The following is a 19037-nucleotide window of genomic DNA, read 5'->3' on the forward strand; positions in this document are numbered from 1 at the left end:
ATAACGTCGATCAGAAGTTCATGCCCGGTGGGCGCCCGTTCTTTCTGGTCCACACTGCCGTTCCAACCCGATTCGAACTCGTCTTCCAAGTTGACGGTAGGGCCAATTCATGAATTGCCCCTACCCGCGGATCGTTTCTGTGTTCGCGGGAAAACACGGCAAACGGCAAATGACGAGGTGGTGAAGGCTAAAGCCTTCACCCAAAAGCGGCGATGAATCGCCGCACTCCATATGGAGTGCCGGGCTTTAGCCCCGCTATCGGCGCGGGACTTCAGTCCCCGCCGGAAAGCAATGGATGATCGAGCGTTAAACGGTGGACCCGACAAGCGGGTCCCTCCGAATGTGGACGTGACAAGCACGTCCCTCCGGAATTCTTTCGGAGGGGCACGCTTGTCGTGCCCGGCGAAGCGGCATGGATTATCAATCGGTGTTCATCGGACCCAACGAGCGGGTCCCTCCGAATGTGGACGTGACAGGCACGTCCCACCGAGAGGCGCTTCGGAGGGGCACGCTTGTCGTGCCCGGGGAGCCGTGATGCATAGCTTGGTGTTGCAAAGCGGAAGTAGCGAGAAGGCTCCTCGGGGTTGAATCTTCCTCTCACGCGAACCTCCTGTGAAGACTGCCGTCCTTCTCGGCGGAGGCAAAGCGGGGATGAGTCAAAGCTTGACGCGCTGACACAGCCTGCTACACTAATGTACAGTTTCGACACCCTTGCTCGCGAAGGAAGACCTAATGGGCAGAACTCACTTTTTCGCGCTCGCTGAACTCTCCAATTCCGGAAGTAATACCGGAGTGCCTTTTCGGCCACCACAGTTGATGGTGCCCATCAGGCCCAACGGGCCTTCGGAGACGGCCTACCGGCAACCACCCCTGCGATCATCCCGTCTGAACGTGGTATTCAGCCAGTGGTTGTTGTAGGAATCTCGGCATAGGAGCCATTCGTCCATGCGTCTCCGCGTTGTTTATTCCCTGCATAGTGATCGCTTGCCGGTGGAATATCGCCGTGGCTTTGCCTCGCTGCTCAAAGAAGCGATCAAGCAAAGTGATCCGCTCTGCTTCCAGCGTTATTATTCCCGCCTCCACGTGCTTAAGCCCTTTACGTTCTCGCTGTTTTTCCCAGGATTGACACCAGTTGGCGATGGAGATTTCCGAGTTGGTACTAAGGCGATTCTCCACATCTCTAGCAATTCCCGCGAATTGATCTCCTGTCTTTATAATGGACTGCGCAGCCTTCCACAATTTCCCCTTTTTCATAATACAGCGACCCTGCAAAGCATATTTCTCACACCATTTCGCGCAATGACGGTCAGCCACGCACGGTTTAAGACTATGGCACCAGTATTGGTGAACACAAAAGGGGATCCAAACCATTACTTACTGCCTGGCGATAAAGGATTTGAAGAGGGGTTTAGGTTTTCGGTTCGAGAAATTGCCCGCACTTTTCTGAATATGCCCGATGCCCCAATCGACTTCTGTCCTCTGGACATTCATCGCAAGGTCGTTCGCCACTACAATATGCACATGCAGGGTTTTGTCGGTGTTTTCGAATTACAAGGGCAGCCCGAGGTGCTCAACCTCGTTTACCAGGTCGGCTTGGGCGTCCGCCGCAGCCAAGGCTTCGGCATGCTGGAGCTCGTCCCAACGCCCAGCCGCGAGAAACTTTACAAGGGAGAGGGTGACATCCATGAGTAGCCTTACGCTGTATCCCTCCAACTGGCTCTATAATGCAGGCGTAATCGGATTACTGAGGGTGCTAGAAAGGACTGGAGTAGACCCTGCAAGCCTTTTTTATCCATATTCGGGAGCAGAAGTTCAAATACCACTTTCAATGTTACTCTCAAGAGATGTCGACGTAGAACGAGATGGCGAAAAATTCAAAATACCTTTACTTGCCAGAGAGTGGCTGCTGGAAAGCTGGGAAAGACTGACAGAGAAAAAAGAAAGCGCCGAAAGCGAGAAGATCAAGGAGGTTTGGGGAAAACTTTTTAACACTTTGTATAGGGGATTCTTTAACGCTAACACAACTTATCTATTTAAACAGTCAAAAAAATCCGAATCACTAATCCTTCAATTTGGCCAATTTGTAAGGTCTCTTGGGCAAGCTTCCGGAAATGGTGATACATGCTCCTTCTGCTTCAGAAATTCTGGGTTCTCCTACAAAAATATCTTCACCTCAGAACATTCTAAACAGCTCGGGGCTTCTGCTGGCGGGAAAGGTGTTCCGAATTCATTTTGGAATCTCAATCCTGAACAGAGTCTTCGAATTTGCGATTTCTGCAGTTTTGTGTTGCTCAATCACCACCTCGCCCTCACGCGACTTTCCGACGACTCGGAGATCTTCATCAATGCACCGTCCTTTCAGGTGATGTGGTATCTCAATAAATTTGCCCGGGAAACCTTTGGCTCGGCTTCATCCAAGGAGATGCGGAGCAAAAGAAACATCTTAGCCATGTCCGTGATCGAATACGCTACGAAGATCCAAACCACGCTCGGCGTCTGGACGGGGATGAACATCGAGGTCGTCTCGAAGCGTGGCGGAGAGATCGAGTTCTTCAGTTTACCCTATGAGGTTGTTCAACTCCTGGCGGACCGTCGAATTGCTTCGCTCCTCAGCCAGATTGGAGAGTTCAGCATTCTCAATCTGGTGCTCGCTCAGGATTTCTCCCGTCTTATAGAACTCGGCTATCGGCTCCTGCGCATCGGACTTAAGCCTTATGGAGAGTGGGGGAAATCAGAGAGGGACTTTGTGAAGCAGACGTTGAGGCTGGACAAGAACAAGCAACATCCTGCCCAGGTGGCCGATCAACTCTTTCAGCTTTCCGCATTAATAGAGGAAAAGCGCAAAAGGAGGGAAACGTATGAGCGCTCCCGTATCTTCTGAAGCGAGCTTGGAACAGAAACTGCAACAACTTGAAGACCAACTAAAGGCGGGGACTCCGGATATCGACCAGTTTCGCCAGGCCTACGTTGCGCTGAGGGAGCTGAGTCGGAGGCTTCAGAGCCTCCTCCAGTGGGCCGGAGAAGACCGGCGAGGAAAGGAAGATGAGAAGAAGTTCCAGGGGCTCTATCGGCAGGTCGCCGGCTGGAACGCTTCCGAGCTCATGGAGACCCTGAAGCGTACCGGGTTTGCCCTAAAGAAGGATAGCGGCCTCAAGGATGTGTTTGACCGGCAAGGCTACCGTATCCTGGAGCTTGTCCGAGCCGGCAAGCGGGACGAAGCATTTCATGCGATTCTGCGTATCTTCGTCTCGGCGAAGAGGGAATTTCCCACCCAGCTTGTGGAAGCCTTCAAGCCGGTTTACTCAGATGAGCTTTTTAAGGTTTTTCTGTTTTCGTTCCTGAGCGGCATCCTGGGTCAGGAAGAAATAGAATAAGAAAGCCTATAACTAAAGGAGGAAGCCATGAGCAACACAATTAAGAACGTCACTGTCACGATTATCTTCGACGGCGCGGCTTTGAACCGCGACGAGAAGATCGGGGGCAACATCCTTTCGATCAAGAAGCTCAATGTCAACGGCGAGATCCGCTCCTTCATCGGCAAGCCCGCCATACGGCACTACCTGTTTCAGACTCTATGTAAGACACAATCTAAAAGATGGGAACCAGCGCCGGTTGCTGAAAGAGGTGCAGGAGACAAAAAGACGTTACAATTTGATATCACACGGGCAGACATTATCACCAGTCCGGAATTGGACGTATTCGGTTATATGTTTACGATCGAGGGTGAGCGCTCGCTTACTCGAAAAGCCCCTCTGGGAATAACTAAAGCGATATCTTTGGTCTCGTATGAGGCCGATCTTGCCTTCTATGCGAACCATGATCTTGTCACGCGAAGAAGAACCGAGGGATACTCTGAAACTATGCCCGGCCTCTACAACAAAGAGGAACATGTTTCGTACTACAAGTTGACCTTTACAATCGATGCCACAGTACTGGGAAAGGATATCTGGATTCTGGGGACACAACCGCAACAGGAAGCCGATAAGCTGATTCTCGCAATCTCGAACAGCGATAGAAAAGCGTTGCCTGGAGAGGCAGCTAGCCCAAATATGTGGAAAGTCAATGAAGAGGGAATGATTGAATGGACTAATTTGAACGACAAATTCCAGGTAACCTTCACAGTATCGCATAAGGCAAAAGTAGAGCGAATTCGCGATGTCCTCGAAGCCATCAAAAACGGGCTTTACGCCCAGTCCAGCGGCGAAGCCAACACGATCGTCCCGCTCTTTTTCATCGCCGGAGCGGTGAGGGTACCCTCGCCCATTTTCCATCCCTACATTGACGTGCGCAGAGAAGACGGCCAGTGGAAGGTGATCGGCGTTGGCGACGCGCTGAAAAACTCCTGGCTGGAAAAGGAGGGAAACCAGTCGATTGTGTACATTCAGGACTGTGAGCGATTGAAAGTAAACGAGGATTATTGGCAGAATCAAGCTATAATAAGAGATTGGGGTGAATTTCTGAAGAAATTGGGTCTGGAACATAATACGCAAATGCAGAACAACAAAGCGGAGTAGTTCAGAACCTGCATAGGAAGGGCACGATGTTCGCAAGCTCGAGTTACATCTTACGGATCAGGATCTACCAGCCGCAGGCGCACTATCGGGTACCTTTCACCTATCAGCGGCGGCATACATATCCTATCCCGCCCTACTCCACCGTGATCGGATTTCTCTGCAACGTGCTGGGGATTGACGACCAGGAAAAAGAGGAATACAGGAAGCTCAGAGCGATGAAAATCTCTATCGCCGGTCGCTTCGAGAGTAAGACCACGGAATATACCTGGTTTCGCAACCTATCTCAATCGGCTCATGTGGATCGTTTCGGCAGTATCGAGAACCGCAGTATCGGTGGTCATGTGGAGCACATCGGCGGCCAATCCCCCATTCTCATCGATGTCCTCAACGATGTCCGTCTGGTGATTCATCTAGCGCACGAAGATAAGTCATTTCTTGAGTACATCCGCGCTTCATTGAGAAATCCTGTTCAACGACTGGAGATTTTGCATCTTGGACGTGCAGAAGACTGGATTGTTATAGAAGAGATAGCATGCATACGCGAGTTATCTGCTTGTAACTTCCAAAGAGAAGATGGTAACTTTAGACATTTCTTCTGGATTCCTGAGAAAATGTTTCCGGAAGCAAATCATCCAGAGTCTTATTTCAAAACTTATGAGGGGCTTATCTACCGGTTACCGACCTTCTGGACCGTCGAGGACTATACGCACACTCGAAATCGTCACGGCAGGCGAATCTTCGAGTATATTACGGCTAAATTGAGTGACGGTTTACTGGTCGGCAAGAATCTTCTTTTTGACGAGGAAAGGCATCTTCCTGTTTTCCTTGCAAATTTTATAGGATAGTTATGAACACAGTTGTGGACATCTGTGCCAAGAGCTGTGATAGAAACGGAGGCCGTCGGGTACGCCTCCATGAGCACATCCGGGATGCTCTGCACGTTTTCGACAAAATCAAGCACCGGGTCGATGGCTCTTTGTGCGAACTCATTCGTCTTGCCATCGTCTGCCACGACTGGGGAAAAGTGCTACCCGCCTTTCAAATTCAGAGGCTGAAAAACAAGTGTTACACCCCGTGCTCTCCCCTCATCGATATCCCTCACTCGTTCTTTTCCCTTCTGTGGATAGATGAAGATAAGCTAAAGCAAAGACTGCCACAGCATGATGCGGATACTTATCGAGAATTTGTGTTCTCGGCTATTGCCTATCATCACTGGCGGGAGAATTTCTTTGAGCTCATTAGCTCCCCCCATGCAGATATTATAACCTTGATAGATGCATTGGGGGCAGTAAAGGGCAACTTAGAAGAAAACTTGCGTGCGGAGATCGAGAAGCTGGGCGATGGTTGGCACGAGCTTGTGGGATTCAATGAGACGATGGCGAACGGGTTGCATAATGGGGTCCCTCTTTCGGAATACGCGCGACCACCTTACCACTTCTATTTCTTGCCGAAACGGGTGGGGTTGGACGATAAGAAAATGCGTGAGTGGATACTCATCGCCGGATTTCTCCAGCGTGCAGACCACTTTGCCTCGTTTTGTGAAGAAGAAGGGCAAGATGTAAGCATCGCGGAGGGGGAAATCTGCCCGATGAGGCCAGATGACATCGTCAAAGAAGTCAAAGGCAAAATACAAGAAAAAATCGAGAGTTCTCCGGTACATTTACAGGATAGCACCGAGATATGGCAGCTTGAGACAATTAATGTCTGTAAGGATAAAAATGTTATTCTGGTCGCCCCTACCGGCTATGGCAAGACGGAGTTTGCTTTCCTTTGGGGCAGCGGTGACAAATTTTTCTATACCCTACCCCTACGGGCGGCCGTCAACCAGATATTTGAGCGGGCGAAAGCTGTTTTCGGTGAGAATACGGTTGGTCTCCTCCATTCCGATGCCGATGTGTACTTGTTCGGAGACGGAGGGGAAGGGCAGGCCAATCTCAAGGCATACGACCTTGCTCGCCAACTGGCTTACCCGGCCATCATCTCCACAGGCGACCAGTTCTTTCCTTACGCTTTGCGTCCGCCAGGATACGAGAAAATCTACGCCACATTTTCGTATTCGCGACTGGTGATTGACGAGGTGCAGGCTTACGACCCCCGAGCCGCTGCGATCGTGGTCAAGTTCATTGAAGATATCGTGCGCATGGGCGGGAAATTTCTCCTGATGACCGCCACACTGCCAGAATTTGTGCGAAGACACATTGTAGACGCCGTTGGGAAAAATAACTTTGAATACATCAATTTGTACAAACAAGGGAAGGACACATTAGAAAAGATCAAGAAGCACAAAATCAAGGTCGAGTTGATCGAAAACCGCACCGATAAGGAGAAGCCAGACTTCACCATCCCTGAAGAGAAGCTCGTGCCGGTGCTGAGTCAAGCCTGCGAGGGTAAGCGCGTGCTCGTGATTGCCAACACCGTAAAACAGGCTCAGGACATTTTTGAGAGACTCAAGTATGTAATCGAGAAAGACAATCAGTATAAAGCGCTTAAGAGTAAAATATGGCTCTTGCATTCACGGTTCACACATGCCGACCGCGATGCCCTGGAGGCAAAAATGTGTGGCAGGGGCGGGGCATTCAAGAACCCCAAGCCAGACTCTGAGAGAGAGGGTAAAATCCTCGTGGCGACGCAGGTAGTGGAGGCTTCACTCGATATCGACGCCGATGTCTTGTTCACCGAGGTCGCACCACTTGATGCGCTCGTGCAGCGGATGGGCAGGATTTTGAGAAGGTACGGTCCCATGACAGACCCTCAGAAAGTGCCTTCCCCCGATAACCCCAATGTTTATATTTGGGTTTCCCAGCATGGATTGCAATCCGGGCAGCATTATGTCTATGATCCAGATGTTGTTTTGCTTACGATCAAGCTGTTCAAAGATCGACCCGATAAACATTGTAAAGATTGGCTATCTGAAAAGCTAACGAAACATCCCAAACTTGATGATCGGACACAATCGGTTCTCCAAGGGATCTTCGGTTGCGAGGAGGGATCACGGAGAGAAGGGAGAGAAACCTCTCGTAAAGGAAAGAGAAAACGGCCAACCGATGAGCAGACGCCTGTTTCCCGCCCGCGCGAATTTGAGTTTGTCTGCTCTGAGTATGACAAGTATGAGCTGGTAAACAAGCTCTTCGAGTCGCTATCTGAAGAAACAGATTATTTGAGGACGTTTTGGCAGACTAAAGACATCCTTGATGCTGGTTATATGTCAGATCGTAAGGAAGACGCACAAAAGATCTTTCGGGACATACATACTCTATCTGTAGTCCCAGATCACAGAAGAGAAGAGTTTATCACCGCTATTGAAACTTTTTTCAATAACACACATAACACACGAACGTGTTTTACTTTATTCAAGAAGGAGGTGCTTTCCAAATTCGTTGTGCAAGTGCCTTTCTATGCGCAGCAAATACAGCAGCGCGAATTTAAACCGGTTGAGTGGTGGGTAAGGGATTTGTCATGTGTACAGGAGGCACTTAAGAAGGCGTTGATGCGTTGGTGTCAGGGTATCTATTTTGCAAACTACAAGTATGACGAGAGAATGGGAATTATTGCAGAAGCGCCATGGGGTTGTAAGGATACAGCAATTCTCTGAAGGATGACGCATGCATAGGAGATACCCGTCGCGATCTCAGTGATGTCGATGACTGGGATGTACCTGATATGCTTAACCTGTGCCCCCGCTGCCGGCGAAGATGCCGATGAATGCTGGTAGGACCAAGCGCCGATGGCCAAACGAGGAGTTGGTCTGGCGCGGAAACCACGGGGCGATCCGCTTTTCAGAGAAATGCTGCGTTTCCCAGCCGACACCAATCAGTGAGGAGAGAACATATCAGAATTGATCGCGGGAAATTTACCTGACGTGTGTTCGTTTTTCTCACCCGATAGGGCCATGGCGATTGCGGTCAGCCACTCGAAAGCTGTCTTGCCCGGAGGGCGAATCTCCAGCGAAGCCCTTTCGGATCGGATGCTTCGCCACTTCTACTTGGGCATGACTCGCGCTAAGCGAAACTGCTGAAGGTGCGGATGAAACCATCCTTCTTCCGAGTGTTAATCCTGCATGCAAAGAAGGACTCGATCCTATATCACGAAGATGCGCTTAATGGTTTGGCGACATTGCCCTACCTGCACGTGTGCGCGCAGAATATTGTTCCTGAGGAGGTGGAACTCGATGTGGATGCGGTTGCGATACGTGGTTATCAACTATTTGCATTCTCCGGCTCGACAGATGGCCAAAAGGGGTTGCTAAAACAGAAACGCTTTGAGGCCTATGTCCGGGCCCGGCGATTAGGCGGTGATAAGGCGCGCGTCGCATTAGTCTGTTGCAGCAACGATCCGGATGGCCTCGAACACGAGATGCGACGCGACGTTGATCCCGAAGGCCGCATACGCGTCTTTGGGCGGAAACATCTGGCCAGTCTGGCCGAATACCTGAGGGAGTGGATCCTATCCCGAACTGGGCCTGATCCTGAAGGAAAGGAGTGAGCCATTCATGAATCTTGTTGTTGTGGACACAGCGCAGATCCAGCCCTACATCTTTGGCAGTAACCGATTACGGGAGAACGTCGGCGCGTCCCACCTCGTCGCCCAAGCCACCACGACGTGGGCCAAAGAAGCAGTGCGACAGGTTGCCGCGCGACACAACATTCAATCCACAGGAATGTTGGATGACACAAAGAGCATCGAAAACCCATCCGACCCGCTCGATGCTGAGGTACTCTATGCCGGCGGGGGAAACTTTTTCGTTCTGTTTTGCGAGGAGTCCTTGGCAAAGGACTTCACCCGGGTGCTCTCGCGAAAAGTATTAACCGATGCGCCCAACCTCCAACTGGTCATCGTTCATAACCCCTTTGATTGGGGCGAATCGCTCGCCCAGAAAATCAAGGCCACCTTCAAGAAGCTTACAGAGGAGAAACGCGCCCGTACGCTATCTGCACCCCTGCTGGGACTGGGTGTGACGGTGATGTGTCGGTCGACCGGATTGCCGGCGGTTGCTGTCGCTCCAGGTATCGGGGATGATCCGCCTCGACCCGTATCAGCCGAGATTCTGGCCAAGTTGCGCGCTGTCGAGAGGAAAGATGGGAGCCCGAGTGAAGCTGACCAGCGATTGAGAGCGATCCTCCCACCCCCAGACGGCTATGATTACCCCAGCCAGCTTGATCACCTTGGAGGCACCCGCGGAGAGCACAATTACATTGCCGTTGTGCATGCCGACGGAAACAGTCTCGGACAGCGAATCATGGCAATCGGCGAGAAATACCCTGATCCATCACAGAACCGTGACTACATTAAGGCTCTGCGTGCCTTCTCTAAGAAAGTTGACAAGGCAGCACAGCAGGCTTTGCGAGATGTCTTGAACAAACTGGTGGCGCGCATTCAAAACGATGGTGGCGGCCGGATCGTTTACAAAAACGCCCTGGGAAAAATCATTGCCGAAGTTCAATTACGCAGGGAAGATGGTACGTATCTTCTTCCCTTCCGTCCCATTGTCTTCGGCGGGGATGATGTGACTTTTGTCTGTGACGGAAGGCTGGGGCTGTCTCTGGCTATCGAATATATGCAACGGCTTGAAGAGCACACTAAAAACCTGCCCGATGGGAAAGGGCGTTTAACGGCATGCGCGGGCGTCGCCATCGTGAAAGCCCATTATCCCTTCGCACGAGCGTATGCCTTAGCGGATGAACTGTGTCGAAAAGCCAAAAACTATCGCCGGATCATTCGTGATTCTCAGGGTGATTGGGATGGATCATGTCTGGACTGGCATTTTGCACTGAGTGGATTGTCAGGAGGCATTGACGAGATTCGAGAGCGGGAATACAAGGTGCGCTCTGGTTCTCTGACGCTTCGTCCTGTAACGCTTGGGGATAATCCAAAAGACTCGTGCCGAACTTGGACAGTCGTAGAAAAAGGCATCATGGAGTTTCAAGGTGAAAACTGGGCAGGGCGTCGTAACAAAGTCAAAGTCCTCCGTGATGCGTTACGAGAAGGCCCGGATGCTGTGCAGCACTTCCTGAGGAAGTTCAATGAAAACAAACCGCTTCCCGACGTGGAGCTGTCGCTGACTGGGTGGGAGACGACTGGTTGGCATGGTGGATATTGCGGTTACTTTGATGCGATTGAACTGGCAGATTGGTTTATTCCACTGTAGGGGATGCTCCGCGATGAAATTGCAAATCCGCATTACACTTAAAAGCGATACAACCTTTGGGCGAGGCGATGGTGTGGTCGGGCTCGTGGATGAAGAGGTGGAACACGATGCCTCCACCGGGTTGCCCTTTCTCCGAGGGCGTACGTTAAAGGGTCTGCTGGCTGAGGAGTGTGCTAATATCCTGTTCGCTCTTCGCCGACAGAATTCGCCCGCCTCCTCCCAGCTTGAGCGTGCGGCGGGGTTCCTATTCGGCCAACCAGGCAGCAGTGTAGACGACGAAGCGAGGATGCATGTCGGTCCGGCACTGCTGCCTGAGGAATTACGAGCCGCTATCGAGGCAGATCTCCGCCGTGGCGATCTGAAACCGGCAGATGTTCTGGAAGCACTGACCGCGATCCGCCGCCAGACAGCAGTGGACGAAAAAACAGGTGCCCCTGAGGAACGCAGTCTCCGCTCTATGCGGGTCGTGCTGCGCACTACGCCCTTCATTGCAGCATTGAATTTCGATGAAGAACCAGATCAGACGGCGAAGGCCCTTCTCGCCGCGTGCATTCTGTCTCTGCGTCGCGCTGGCACAGGCCGCAGTCGTGGACGAGGTCGGCTCGCGGCACGATTGTACGACGACCGGGGCAACGACATCACCAATGAGTGCTTTGAGCACTTCCGGAAACTTGTGAATCCTTCGCAAGGAGACGCATTATGAGGGTCATTGTTTATCGCATCACGTTGCTTGAGCCAACGCTGGCGACCGCGCTTCAAGGCGACCCGAACGAGGGGGTTTCCCTCGATTATATTCCGGGCAGCACTCTGCGTGGGGCAATCATCAAGAAGTACCTTCGCAGCAACAACCAAACCGAATTGGATGCTGCCGATCCTCAGGTTCGCCGGCTCTTCTTCGACGGAACGACGCGCTACCTCAATGGCTATCCGCTCGACCGCCTGGAGCAGCGCTCCCTGCCCACACCGCTGTCATGGCAACACGAAAAGGGGAATGAAACAGGCATCTTCGATTTTGCACTGGAGATACCAGATGCAGACGATAAACAGTGGCAAGGTATCGGCCAACCGTTTTGCTCATTGGGAGAAAGGCAAGATGGGGCCAAGCAAAAGGTCCACCTGGTTCAACCTGAACGACACATCTCTGTGCACACCGCGCGAACACGCCGATTCGGACGAGCCATGCCGGGTAATGTGATCGATCCTTCGAAGGGCGACGTGCCGGGGGCCGTTTACCGCTACAACGCGCTGGCGGCAAGGCAAACCTTTGAGGCCGCGGTTATATGTGACAACGATGCAGATGCCACCATGCTGCGTTCGTTACTTAAAGATGAGGTGACATTAGGCGGTTCGCGCAGCGGCGGGTACGGGCAGGTGTTGCTTCATGACGTAAAAGAACTAGATACCTGGCGCGAGACTGGTAATCCTTTCGTAGCCAACGTGCACGGCAAGTTGATTGTCACGCTGTTGAGTAACGCTCTGCTACGCGATGAGAATGGCCAATTTGCAGTTGACTCGTGTTTGGTCACCCAGGCGCTGTCCGAGCGCCTGGGCGTTCCTTTGAGGCTGCAATGTGCATTCTTGCGGGGAGAAATTGTTGGCGGGTTTAACCGCAAGTGGGGGTTGCCGCTGCCACAAGCACTCGCCGTCCACATGGGCAGCGTGTTCGTGTATGACAAGCCGGACTGTGACGAAAGTAAATTGCTCCAACTGGAAGTGCAAGGCATCGGCGAGCGTCGGGCCGAGGGCTTCGGACGCGTCGCTATCAACTGGCAAACGGAAGCAGAATTACAGGTGGACAAGCCTTCCTCGTCACAACTCGCTCGGACCATGACGGTCCCACCAGGTTCGGATAGTGAGCAGTTGCTCAAGCGGATGGCAGAACGAATGCTGCGGCGACGGTTGGACGAACGGTTGATCGCCCGGGCCAATGATATTCATATCATCAATCCCCCAAGCAACGCGCAAATCTCAAGGCTTCGAAGCATTCTTCACGATGAGCTAATGAAAGAAACTCCCTCTACGCAACGGATATTCAAGTTCCTGAAGAGCGTTAGGGAACGCAATACAGCACGCAGACAATTCGAGCGAGCCCGTGTGGGAGCGGAGATCTTATTGAACTGGATTGAAGAGACATTACAGATCTCCGCCTGGGAAACGAGGTTCGGATTTCAACAGACTGACGTTCCCCGGATCGGCAGCATCCAGGCAAGTCTCACTGATGCGCTTCGCATCGAGTATCTTATACGTCTGGTCGATGCATTACTGGCCCGCGCCGTCAAAGAAAGCCGGAAGGAGGCAGAATAGCCATGACCTACCCCCTCTGGTCGCCTGACACATCGCGGCGAATCGTCGCCCGTATAGTGGTTGAGGGAGATCTGATCCTCCAGACCCCTGCGCAGTTCAGCAACGGTGACACCGACGAGTTGACCGATATGCCGCTCCTGGTGGATCCTTTTGACGAGAAGACACCGTTGCTGACGGGCGCTTCCATCGCGGGAGCATTGCGGAATTACCTGCGGGAGCGGGAACACGGCTACAGACAATCTGCTGGCCGTTCTTCGGCAAGCGTGCTCCTTTTCGGCAGTTTGAAGGGTGATGACGAGGGAGAGCAAAGCCCCCTTATCGTGGAGGATGCGCTGGGCAAACCGGGAACCTTCGGTGTCGAGACGCGAGATGGGGTTGGTATCGATCCCAAAAGCCGCACCGCACGACAGGATAGGTTGTTTGATCTGCAACTGTGGGAGTCGGGAACGACCTTCCCCTTGCGATTTGAACTTCTCATCAGGGAAGGCGATGACGCAGACGCTTTGAAACGCGCTCTGGCTACTGCGCTCACGGGATTCAACGATGGCAGCATTACTTTGGGCGCGCGAAAGCGACGCGGCTACGGTCGGGTCATCGTCGCAGGATGGCGGGTTAAGACCTATGACCTGACTCGGACTGTAGATTTGCTGGATTGGCTCGAACATGGAGATGAGCCTCTCATAAACGTTACATCTGTACCTGACATCAAAACAGCTCTGGAGATTGCGGACCTCGTAGAAGATCGCCGTCAATTCTTCTCTATCACTGCCACGTTTCTGCTTGATGGCTCGCTGCTTATTCGTTCCGGCAGTGGGCAGGACGATCGGGGACCGGACATGGTACACCTGCATGCACGGCAGGCGGACGGGACCCGAAAGCCAGTCTTGTCCGGGACGAGCCTCGCCGGGGCGATCAGGGCGCGTGCCCTGAAGATCGCCAAAACACTGGGTGCCAGAGGGCAAGCCCAGGGGTTGATTGACGGAATGTTCGGCAAAGAAATGCAGCCAGGTGTGCAACCCGAAGCCAGTCGCATCATCGTCACCGAGACCGTAGTGCAAAACGCCAGGACAGACCTTGTCCAACACCGTGTCAGCATCGACCGCTTCACCGGCGGCGCAAGAGAGACTGCGCTGTTTAGCGAGCAGCCCGCGTTTGGGAGCACGCGGACAACACTGACCGTGGACATTCGGCTTATCAACCCGGAAGATCATGAGATCGGCATGCTTCTGCTCCTGCTGAAAGATCTCTGGACAGGCGATTTGCCCCTAGGAGGCGAGAGCAGCATCGGGCGGGGGCGTCTCAGGGGAGAACGTGCAACCCTCATTCTTCAGCGCGACGGGACATCCAGACGCTGGGAAATCCGAACCAATGAGCAGGGACTGAACATCACCGGCGAGCGTCATGAGCTGGAGCGATTCGTTGCGGCCCTGAATCGGCACTTTAAGGAGGCGGAGAAGTGAAACGTGAGATCGAATCACATCCTGCGGTGGTTGAACCCATCACAGATTGTTCCATCAGCGACGTGAAAGTCTGGCTACAAACACAGGCTGTTCAGCACAACCTGAGGTGGCTGCTGGCGCACGCCGACGACGGTGTGATCTGGGGTGAGCTGCGTAACGGACAACTGGTCACATCCGAGAGCGTGGCACCCGAAGTGTCTCCACCCCTTCGCGCCGAGACACTGCAGCAGGTGCGGTTATTCGCCACTCGCGCCGAACTCCTGCTCTGGCGGGATGGCGACAACCGCTGGCATGCGCGTTTGATTCGCGATGCTGGGCATGGAGAAAAGCCCACATTCACTGACGCCATTGACGAACCGCAGATCCTCTGGGGTACCGATCCCCAGCCACTCGCCAACGGCTTCACGCTGATGAGCGATGGCGCACAAGGGCTGCGTCATGCCGTCCCGCTCGATGTGAGAGGGAGATTTGACGAATCAAGCCGCCCCCTGCGCCTCTGGGTGCGACATTATCTGCAAGACGATGAAAGTGGTTTCACCCGCATCGTCGCCAGCCGACTCTTCGACCTGAAATTGGAGGAAGTAAAATGAGCACCCGTCAGATCTTAAATCTACCCAAACACAAGAATCCCTCCTCCCATCGCATCGCCAGCGCACCTTATAACTTTGTACCATTGCCCGAAAAGGTAGTGACGGTGGTGGAAAACGCCAATGATTTACCTGACCACGACCGCTATGACCCTGACCGACACACAGGTTATTTTGAGGTGACACTGACCACGAAATCTCCTTTGTATGTACGATGTCCGCTCACTCGCGAGGAATTTGACCTGGAGGAACAAAACAAAGACAGGCACGGTCGTGCGATCGACGATCGGACACGTTATACCGATCGCATCAAAAACACACCCGATTTCTTCTACACTCGCGACCGCAGCCGACCCGTCATTCCCGGCAGCAGCCTGCGCGGCATGCTCCGCAGTGTCCTGGAGATTGTGAGCTACGGAAAGATGCAGTGGGTCACGGATAAAAGGCTCATCTATCGAGCCGTTGGTGATCCTTCATCATTAGGTGATCATTATCGTCAGCAGATGCTCGGACCTAATAAAACCGCAAGTCCGCACATGCATTTCGACTATCCATCTTTGCAGGTAAAGGGTGGATATTTGCGAAAAACTGATACCGGATGGGCTATTCAGCCTGCCCAGGAGATACATGGTGAGACGTTTGTTCATGTCGAATACAATCAGGCTCAGCCTATTATTGGAGGACATGGTCGGCAACGAGTTCACGACGTGTTTGTTCAGCCAGCTCAACGAACCCCTTCCAGCCGTGGGCGACGTGGTCGGGGCAATTTAACCTTGGACCTGGCCGTAACACAGAAAGTATCGGCTTCGCCGGATCCCGATCTGGTTCCAGCCAAACTAGTCGAGTCGGGTCACATAGGCGGCAAGCATCCCAAGCACTGGCATTGTGCAATCTACGAGCCTGATCCCACGCAGCCACTTACTCCTATTCCAGACGAGTTATGGGAGATGTATCAGGAGGATCGGGATCTAACCCGTGGATTACCTACTCGCCCATTAACCAGAGATGGTGATCCGCTTTTCTACCTTGTTGATGAGACGGGTAATCTTGTATTCTTCGGTCCTACGATGATGTTTCGCCTCCCCTATCAGCGATCAATTCATCAGTTGATCCCTCAACCGCTTCGAGACCCATTACAGGTTGACTATGCAGATGCAATATTTGGTTTTGTGAGGAGCAAAGACGACTTTCCATCTGGACAACTACCGCCGCAAGGCGATAAACGTCGCGCCTACGCCGGACGAGTGTTCGTAACGGATGCCGTGTTAGAAGAAGGCCAAACTGACTACTGGCTCTCCGATGAACCTATCACTCCTAAGATTCTCGCCACGCCCAAACCCACTGCTTTTCAGCATTACCTGACTCAGCAGGAACCAGACGACAAGAACCGACTCGATCACTATGATAGTCCACCACCACATGAAACCGTTATCCGTGGACATAAGCGCTACTGGCATCAGGGACTGAGCCCAGACGAGGGGCTGACGCTCGATCAAATTCGGGAGCGAATCGAGGAGGAGAGGACACGGCTCCGTGAGTTAGAAACCAGCACACAACACACCCAATTCAGCCCCGTAAAACCAGGCGTGAAGTTCAAGTTCCGGATCTACTTCGAAAACCTTTCTGATCGTGAGTTGGGGGCGTTGTGCTGGACGCTACACCCGTTAGGCGATCCAGCGAAGACCTACTGTCATCATCTCGGCATGGGCAAGCCACTGGGCATGGGTGCAGTGACGCTGGAGGCCACACTCTATTTGACAGATCGTCCAAAGCGCTACAGCGCACTCTTTGAAGACGATCACTGGCAAGCGGGAGTTACAGATTCCGGCCAATCGCTTTCCGATCGGCCAACATTGGAAAGACTCACGCAGGCCTTCGAGCAACACATCCTCGGCACGCTTGGACTGAACAACCGCCGTCATCTTTCCGAAATCAAGCGTTTTGGGATGCTCCTCAAGATGATGGAATGGCCGGGTTTTCCGCCCGATCCACAGGGCAAGCTCTTCTTAAAAAACAAAAACCGACCCAACACGCGATACATGACGATTCAGCCAAATGAATACCGCGACCGGCCAGTTTTGCCCGACCCTTGCGCCTTCGACGCGAGTATCTCCCGTCTAACTGAACCGAATTCCGGCAACTCGGGCGCACGGCCTTGACCGCGCGCAATGTGGCCCGGCGGCTTGCTGAAAAGCTGCTCGAAAAAGGATACCGCCTCGTCAGCGGCGGCACCGATACCCACCTGCTCGTCATGGACTTCCGCGACACCCCCTATTCGGGGAAGGATGTGGCCCAGGCACTGGCCAAAGCGGGCATCATCGCCAACTTCAACATGGTGCCCGGCGATCCCCGCAAGCCGTTTGTCACCAGTGGCGTCCGGCTGGGGACCCCGGCCCTCACCACCCGGGGGATGAAGGAGCCCGAAATGGACCGCATCGCCGCGTGGATCGACACGGTCTGCCGCAATCTGGAGCGGATCGAGGAGGTGGCGCCGCGGGTTCGGGCGGAGATTGCCGAGCTGTGCCGCCAGTTCCCGCCGCCGGGGATCCTCATCTGAACTGGCCACCCCTTTCTCTGGGCATTGCAGTCCACCACTATTGTGGGGCTTGACAGGACTGGATTCCTTTCGTACGCTTAGTTGCAGTCGATCTCCAGGGATTTTCGCACGACCGGCGATCGACTGCAAAACAGGGGGTGGGAGGAGGGGGAAAACCCCGGAAAATACCGGCTTTCCGGGGAGGGTCTTAATCGAACCAAGTTGGGATTGAAATCGTGACAGCGTGATGCTGGCTCGCGGCTTGCACGCCGTAGTCTTAATCGAACCAAGTTGGGATTGAAATAAATTTTGTGTTGTAAGTTACGGTCTAGACACAACTTGTCTTAATCGAACCAAGTTGGGATTGAAATGAATCATCCCTATTCTCATTTTACAAAATGTTTGTGGTCTTAATCGAACCAAGTTGGGATTGAAATAAAGTTGCAACCAATGATGTTCCCGCTAGAATCCAAGGTCTTAATCGAACCAAGTTGGGATTGAAATACAAGGTGTTCTTTTCTAACTTCGACAAAGAATGTAGCGTCTTAATCGAACCAAGTTGGGATTGAAACTCCACTGCTAGCCACCGGCCCAGTGACCGGCGGTAAGTCTTAATCGAACCAAGTTGGGATTGAAACTTTTCAGCACTTGGGCGACCGTCTCTGGATGCAAGATGTCTTAATCGAACCAAGTTGGGATTGAAACCGGATATCCGGATGACCAGAAAACTGAACGTAGACGGTCTTAATCGAACCAAGTTGGGATTGAAACGATAATTCCATTTCTGCAACTATAGGTAGCAATTTCAATGTCTTAATCGAACCAAGTTGGGATTGAAACCGTGGAAAGAGGAAGCAAAGAAATTCCGGATCCTCGAGTCTTAATCGAACCAAGTTGGGATTGAAACAAGGAGCCGCCCCGTTCCGCATTAGCGTCCACTTCAGCGTCTTAATCGAACCAAGTTGGGATTGAAACTGTGAAATCGGAAATTTGGGGAGAGTTCCCCCATTTCGTCTTAATCGAACCAAGTTGGGATTGAAACATAGGCTAATAAGAACCTTTTGTAGATAGCTTCCGGGAGTCTTAATCGAACCAAGTTGGGATTGAAACGCGATGATTTGCTGAATCTCGCCATCACAAGGACTTTCCTGGTCTTAATCGAACCAAGTTGGGATTGAAACTCACGGCGTCAGGAGTGCCAGGACGGTCGTGTCCGGTCTTAATCGAACCAAGTTGGGATTGAAACGTGCCGGTTACCGGTATGCCTACCGCTTCGCAAGGTCTTAATCGAACCAAGTTGCGATTGAAACTATCGACCGCGATTTTCTGCGCCGCATCGACCGACTCGTCTTAATCGAACCAAGTTGGGATTGAAACCATTAGATGGCGAACAAGTGACAGTCGCGTCCAACCTCGTCTTAATCGAACCAAGTTGGGATTGAAACTAATAAAACGTGGTTGTGAACGACCACTTGAAAGTGCGTCTTAATC

Annotated in this window: 15 protein-coding genes and 1 CRISPR repeat array; all 15 genes read left to right on the top strand. The window is 52.6% G+C overall.

The window, feature by feature from the left end:
• Positions 1–732: 732 nt before the first annotated feature.
• A complete protein-coding gene (locus H5U08_RS00740) occupies positions 733–918 on the top strand; it encodes a hypothetical protein (RefSeq protein ID WP_297029146.1) in 186 nt (61 codons plus the stop codon).
• A gap of 27 nt (positions 919–945) precedes the next feature.
• Positions 946–1692 (top strand): CRISPR-associated endoribonuclease Cas6, encoded by a 747-nt coding sequence (gene cas6, locus H5U08_RS00745; protein ID WP_297029148.1) that lies wholly within the window; start codon positions 946–948, stop codon positions 1690–1692.
• Positions 1685–2881, top strand: a complete 1197-nt coding sequence (gene cas8a1 / locus H5U08_RS00750) for a type I-B CRISPR-associated protein Cas8b1/Cst1 (protein ID WP_297029150.1) — start codon at positions 1685–1687, stop codon at positions 2879–2881. The genes cas6 and cas8a1 overlap by 8 nt, the downstream gene beginning before the upstream one ends.
• A complete protein-coding gene (locus H5U08_RS00755; protein WP_297029151.1) occupies positions 2859–3374 on the top strand; it encodes a hypothetical protein in 516 nt (171 codons plus the stop codon). The genes cas8a1 and H5U08_RS00755 overlap by 23 nt, the downstream gene beginning before the upstream one ends.
• Before the next feature lie 27 nt (positions 3375–3401).
• Positions 3402–4514: a type I-B CRISPR-associated protein Cas7/Cst2/DevR gene (gene cas7i / locus H5U08_RS00760; RefSeq protein WP_297029153.1), complete on the top strand. Its 1113-nt coding sequence runs from the start codon at positions 3402–3404 to the stop codon at positions 4512–4514.
• Between the two features lie 26 nt (positions 4515–4540).
• A complete protein-coding gene (gene cas5b / locus H5U08_RS00765; RefSeq protein WP_297029155.1) occupies positions 4541–5359 on the top strand; it encodes a type I-B CRISPR-associated protein Cas5b in 819 nt (272 codons plus the stop codon).
• 2 nt (positions 5360–5361) lie between these two features.
• Positions 5362–8106 (top strand): CRISPR-associated helicase Cas3', encoded by a 2745-nt coding sequence (gene cas3 / locus H5U08_RS00770; protein WP_297029156.1) that lies wholly within the window; start codon positions 5362–5364, stop codon positions 8104–8106.
• A 431-nt stretch (positions 8107–8537) separates the two neighbouring features.
• Positions 8538–8996 carry a hypothetical protein gene (locus tag H5U08_RS00775; RefSeq protein ID WP_297029158.1) on the top strand — a complete coding sequence of 153 codons (459 nt, stop codon included), beginning with the start codon at positions 8538–8540 and terminating at the stop codon, positions 8994–8996.
• A 7-nt stretch (positions 8997–9003) separates the two neighbouring features.
• Positions 9004–10659, top strand: a complete 1656-nt coding sequence (locus H5U08_RS00780) for a hypothetical protein (RefSeq protein WP_297029160.1) — start codon at positions 9004–9006, stop codon at positions 10657–10659.
• 13 nt (positions 10660–10672) lie between these two features.
• Entirely contained in the window at positions 10673–11362 is a 690-nt protein-coding gene (locus H5U08_RS00785) for an RAMP superfamily CRISPR-associated protein (RefSeq protein ID WP_297029161.1), read from the top strand.
• Positions 11359–12963, top strand: a complete 1605-nt coding sequence (csx10, locus tag H5U08_RS00790) for a CRISPR-associated RAMP protein Csx10 (protein WP_297029162.1) — start codon at positions 11359–11361, stop codon at positions 12961–12963. Before H5U08_RS00785 ends, csx10 begins: the two co-directional genes overlap by 4 nt.
• Before the next feature lie 2 nt (positions 12964–12965).
• On the top strand, positions 12966–14423 hold the full coding sequence (locus tag H5U08_RS00795; protein ID WP_297029164.1) for an RAMP superfamily CRISPR-associated protein: 1458 nt from the start codon (positions 12966–12968) through the stop codon (positions 14421–14423).
• Complete coding sequence (gene csx19 / locus H5U08_RS00800; protein ID WP_297029166.1) at positions 14420–15013, top strand: CRISPR-associated protein Csx19; 594 nt, start codon at positions 14420–14422, stop codon at positions 15011–15013. The genes H5U08_RS00795 and csx19 overlap by 4 nt, the downstream gene beginning before the upstream one ends.
• Entirely contained in the window at positions 15010–17169 is a 2160-nt protein-coding gene (locus tag H5U08_RS00805; RefSeq protein ID WP_297029168.1) for a TIGR03986 family CRISPR-associated RAMP protein, read from the top strand. The genes csx19 and H5U08_RS00805 overlap by 4 nt, the downstream gene beginning before the upstream one ends.
• Positions 17166–17567, top strand: a complete 402-nt coding sequence (locus tag H5U08_RS00810; RefSeq protein ID WP_297029170.1) for a hypothetical protein — start codon at positions 17166–17168, stop codon at positions 17565–17567. The genes H5U08_RS00805 and H5U08_RS00810 overlap by 4 nt, the downstream gene beginning before the upstream one ends.
• A 184-nt stretch (positions 17568–17751) precedes the next feature.
• Positions 17752–18990: a CRISPR direct-repeat array (repeat unit 29 nt; unit sequence GTCTTAATCGAACCAAGTTGGGATTGAAA).
• The last annotated feature ends 47 nt before the right edge of the window (positions 18991–19037 follow it).

The organism is Thermogutta sp., assembly GCF_014359955.1.
GTDB lineage: Bacteria > Planctomycetota > Planctomycetia > Pirellulales > Thermoguttaceae > Thermogutta.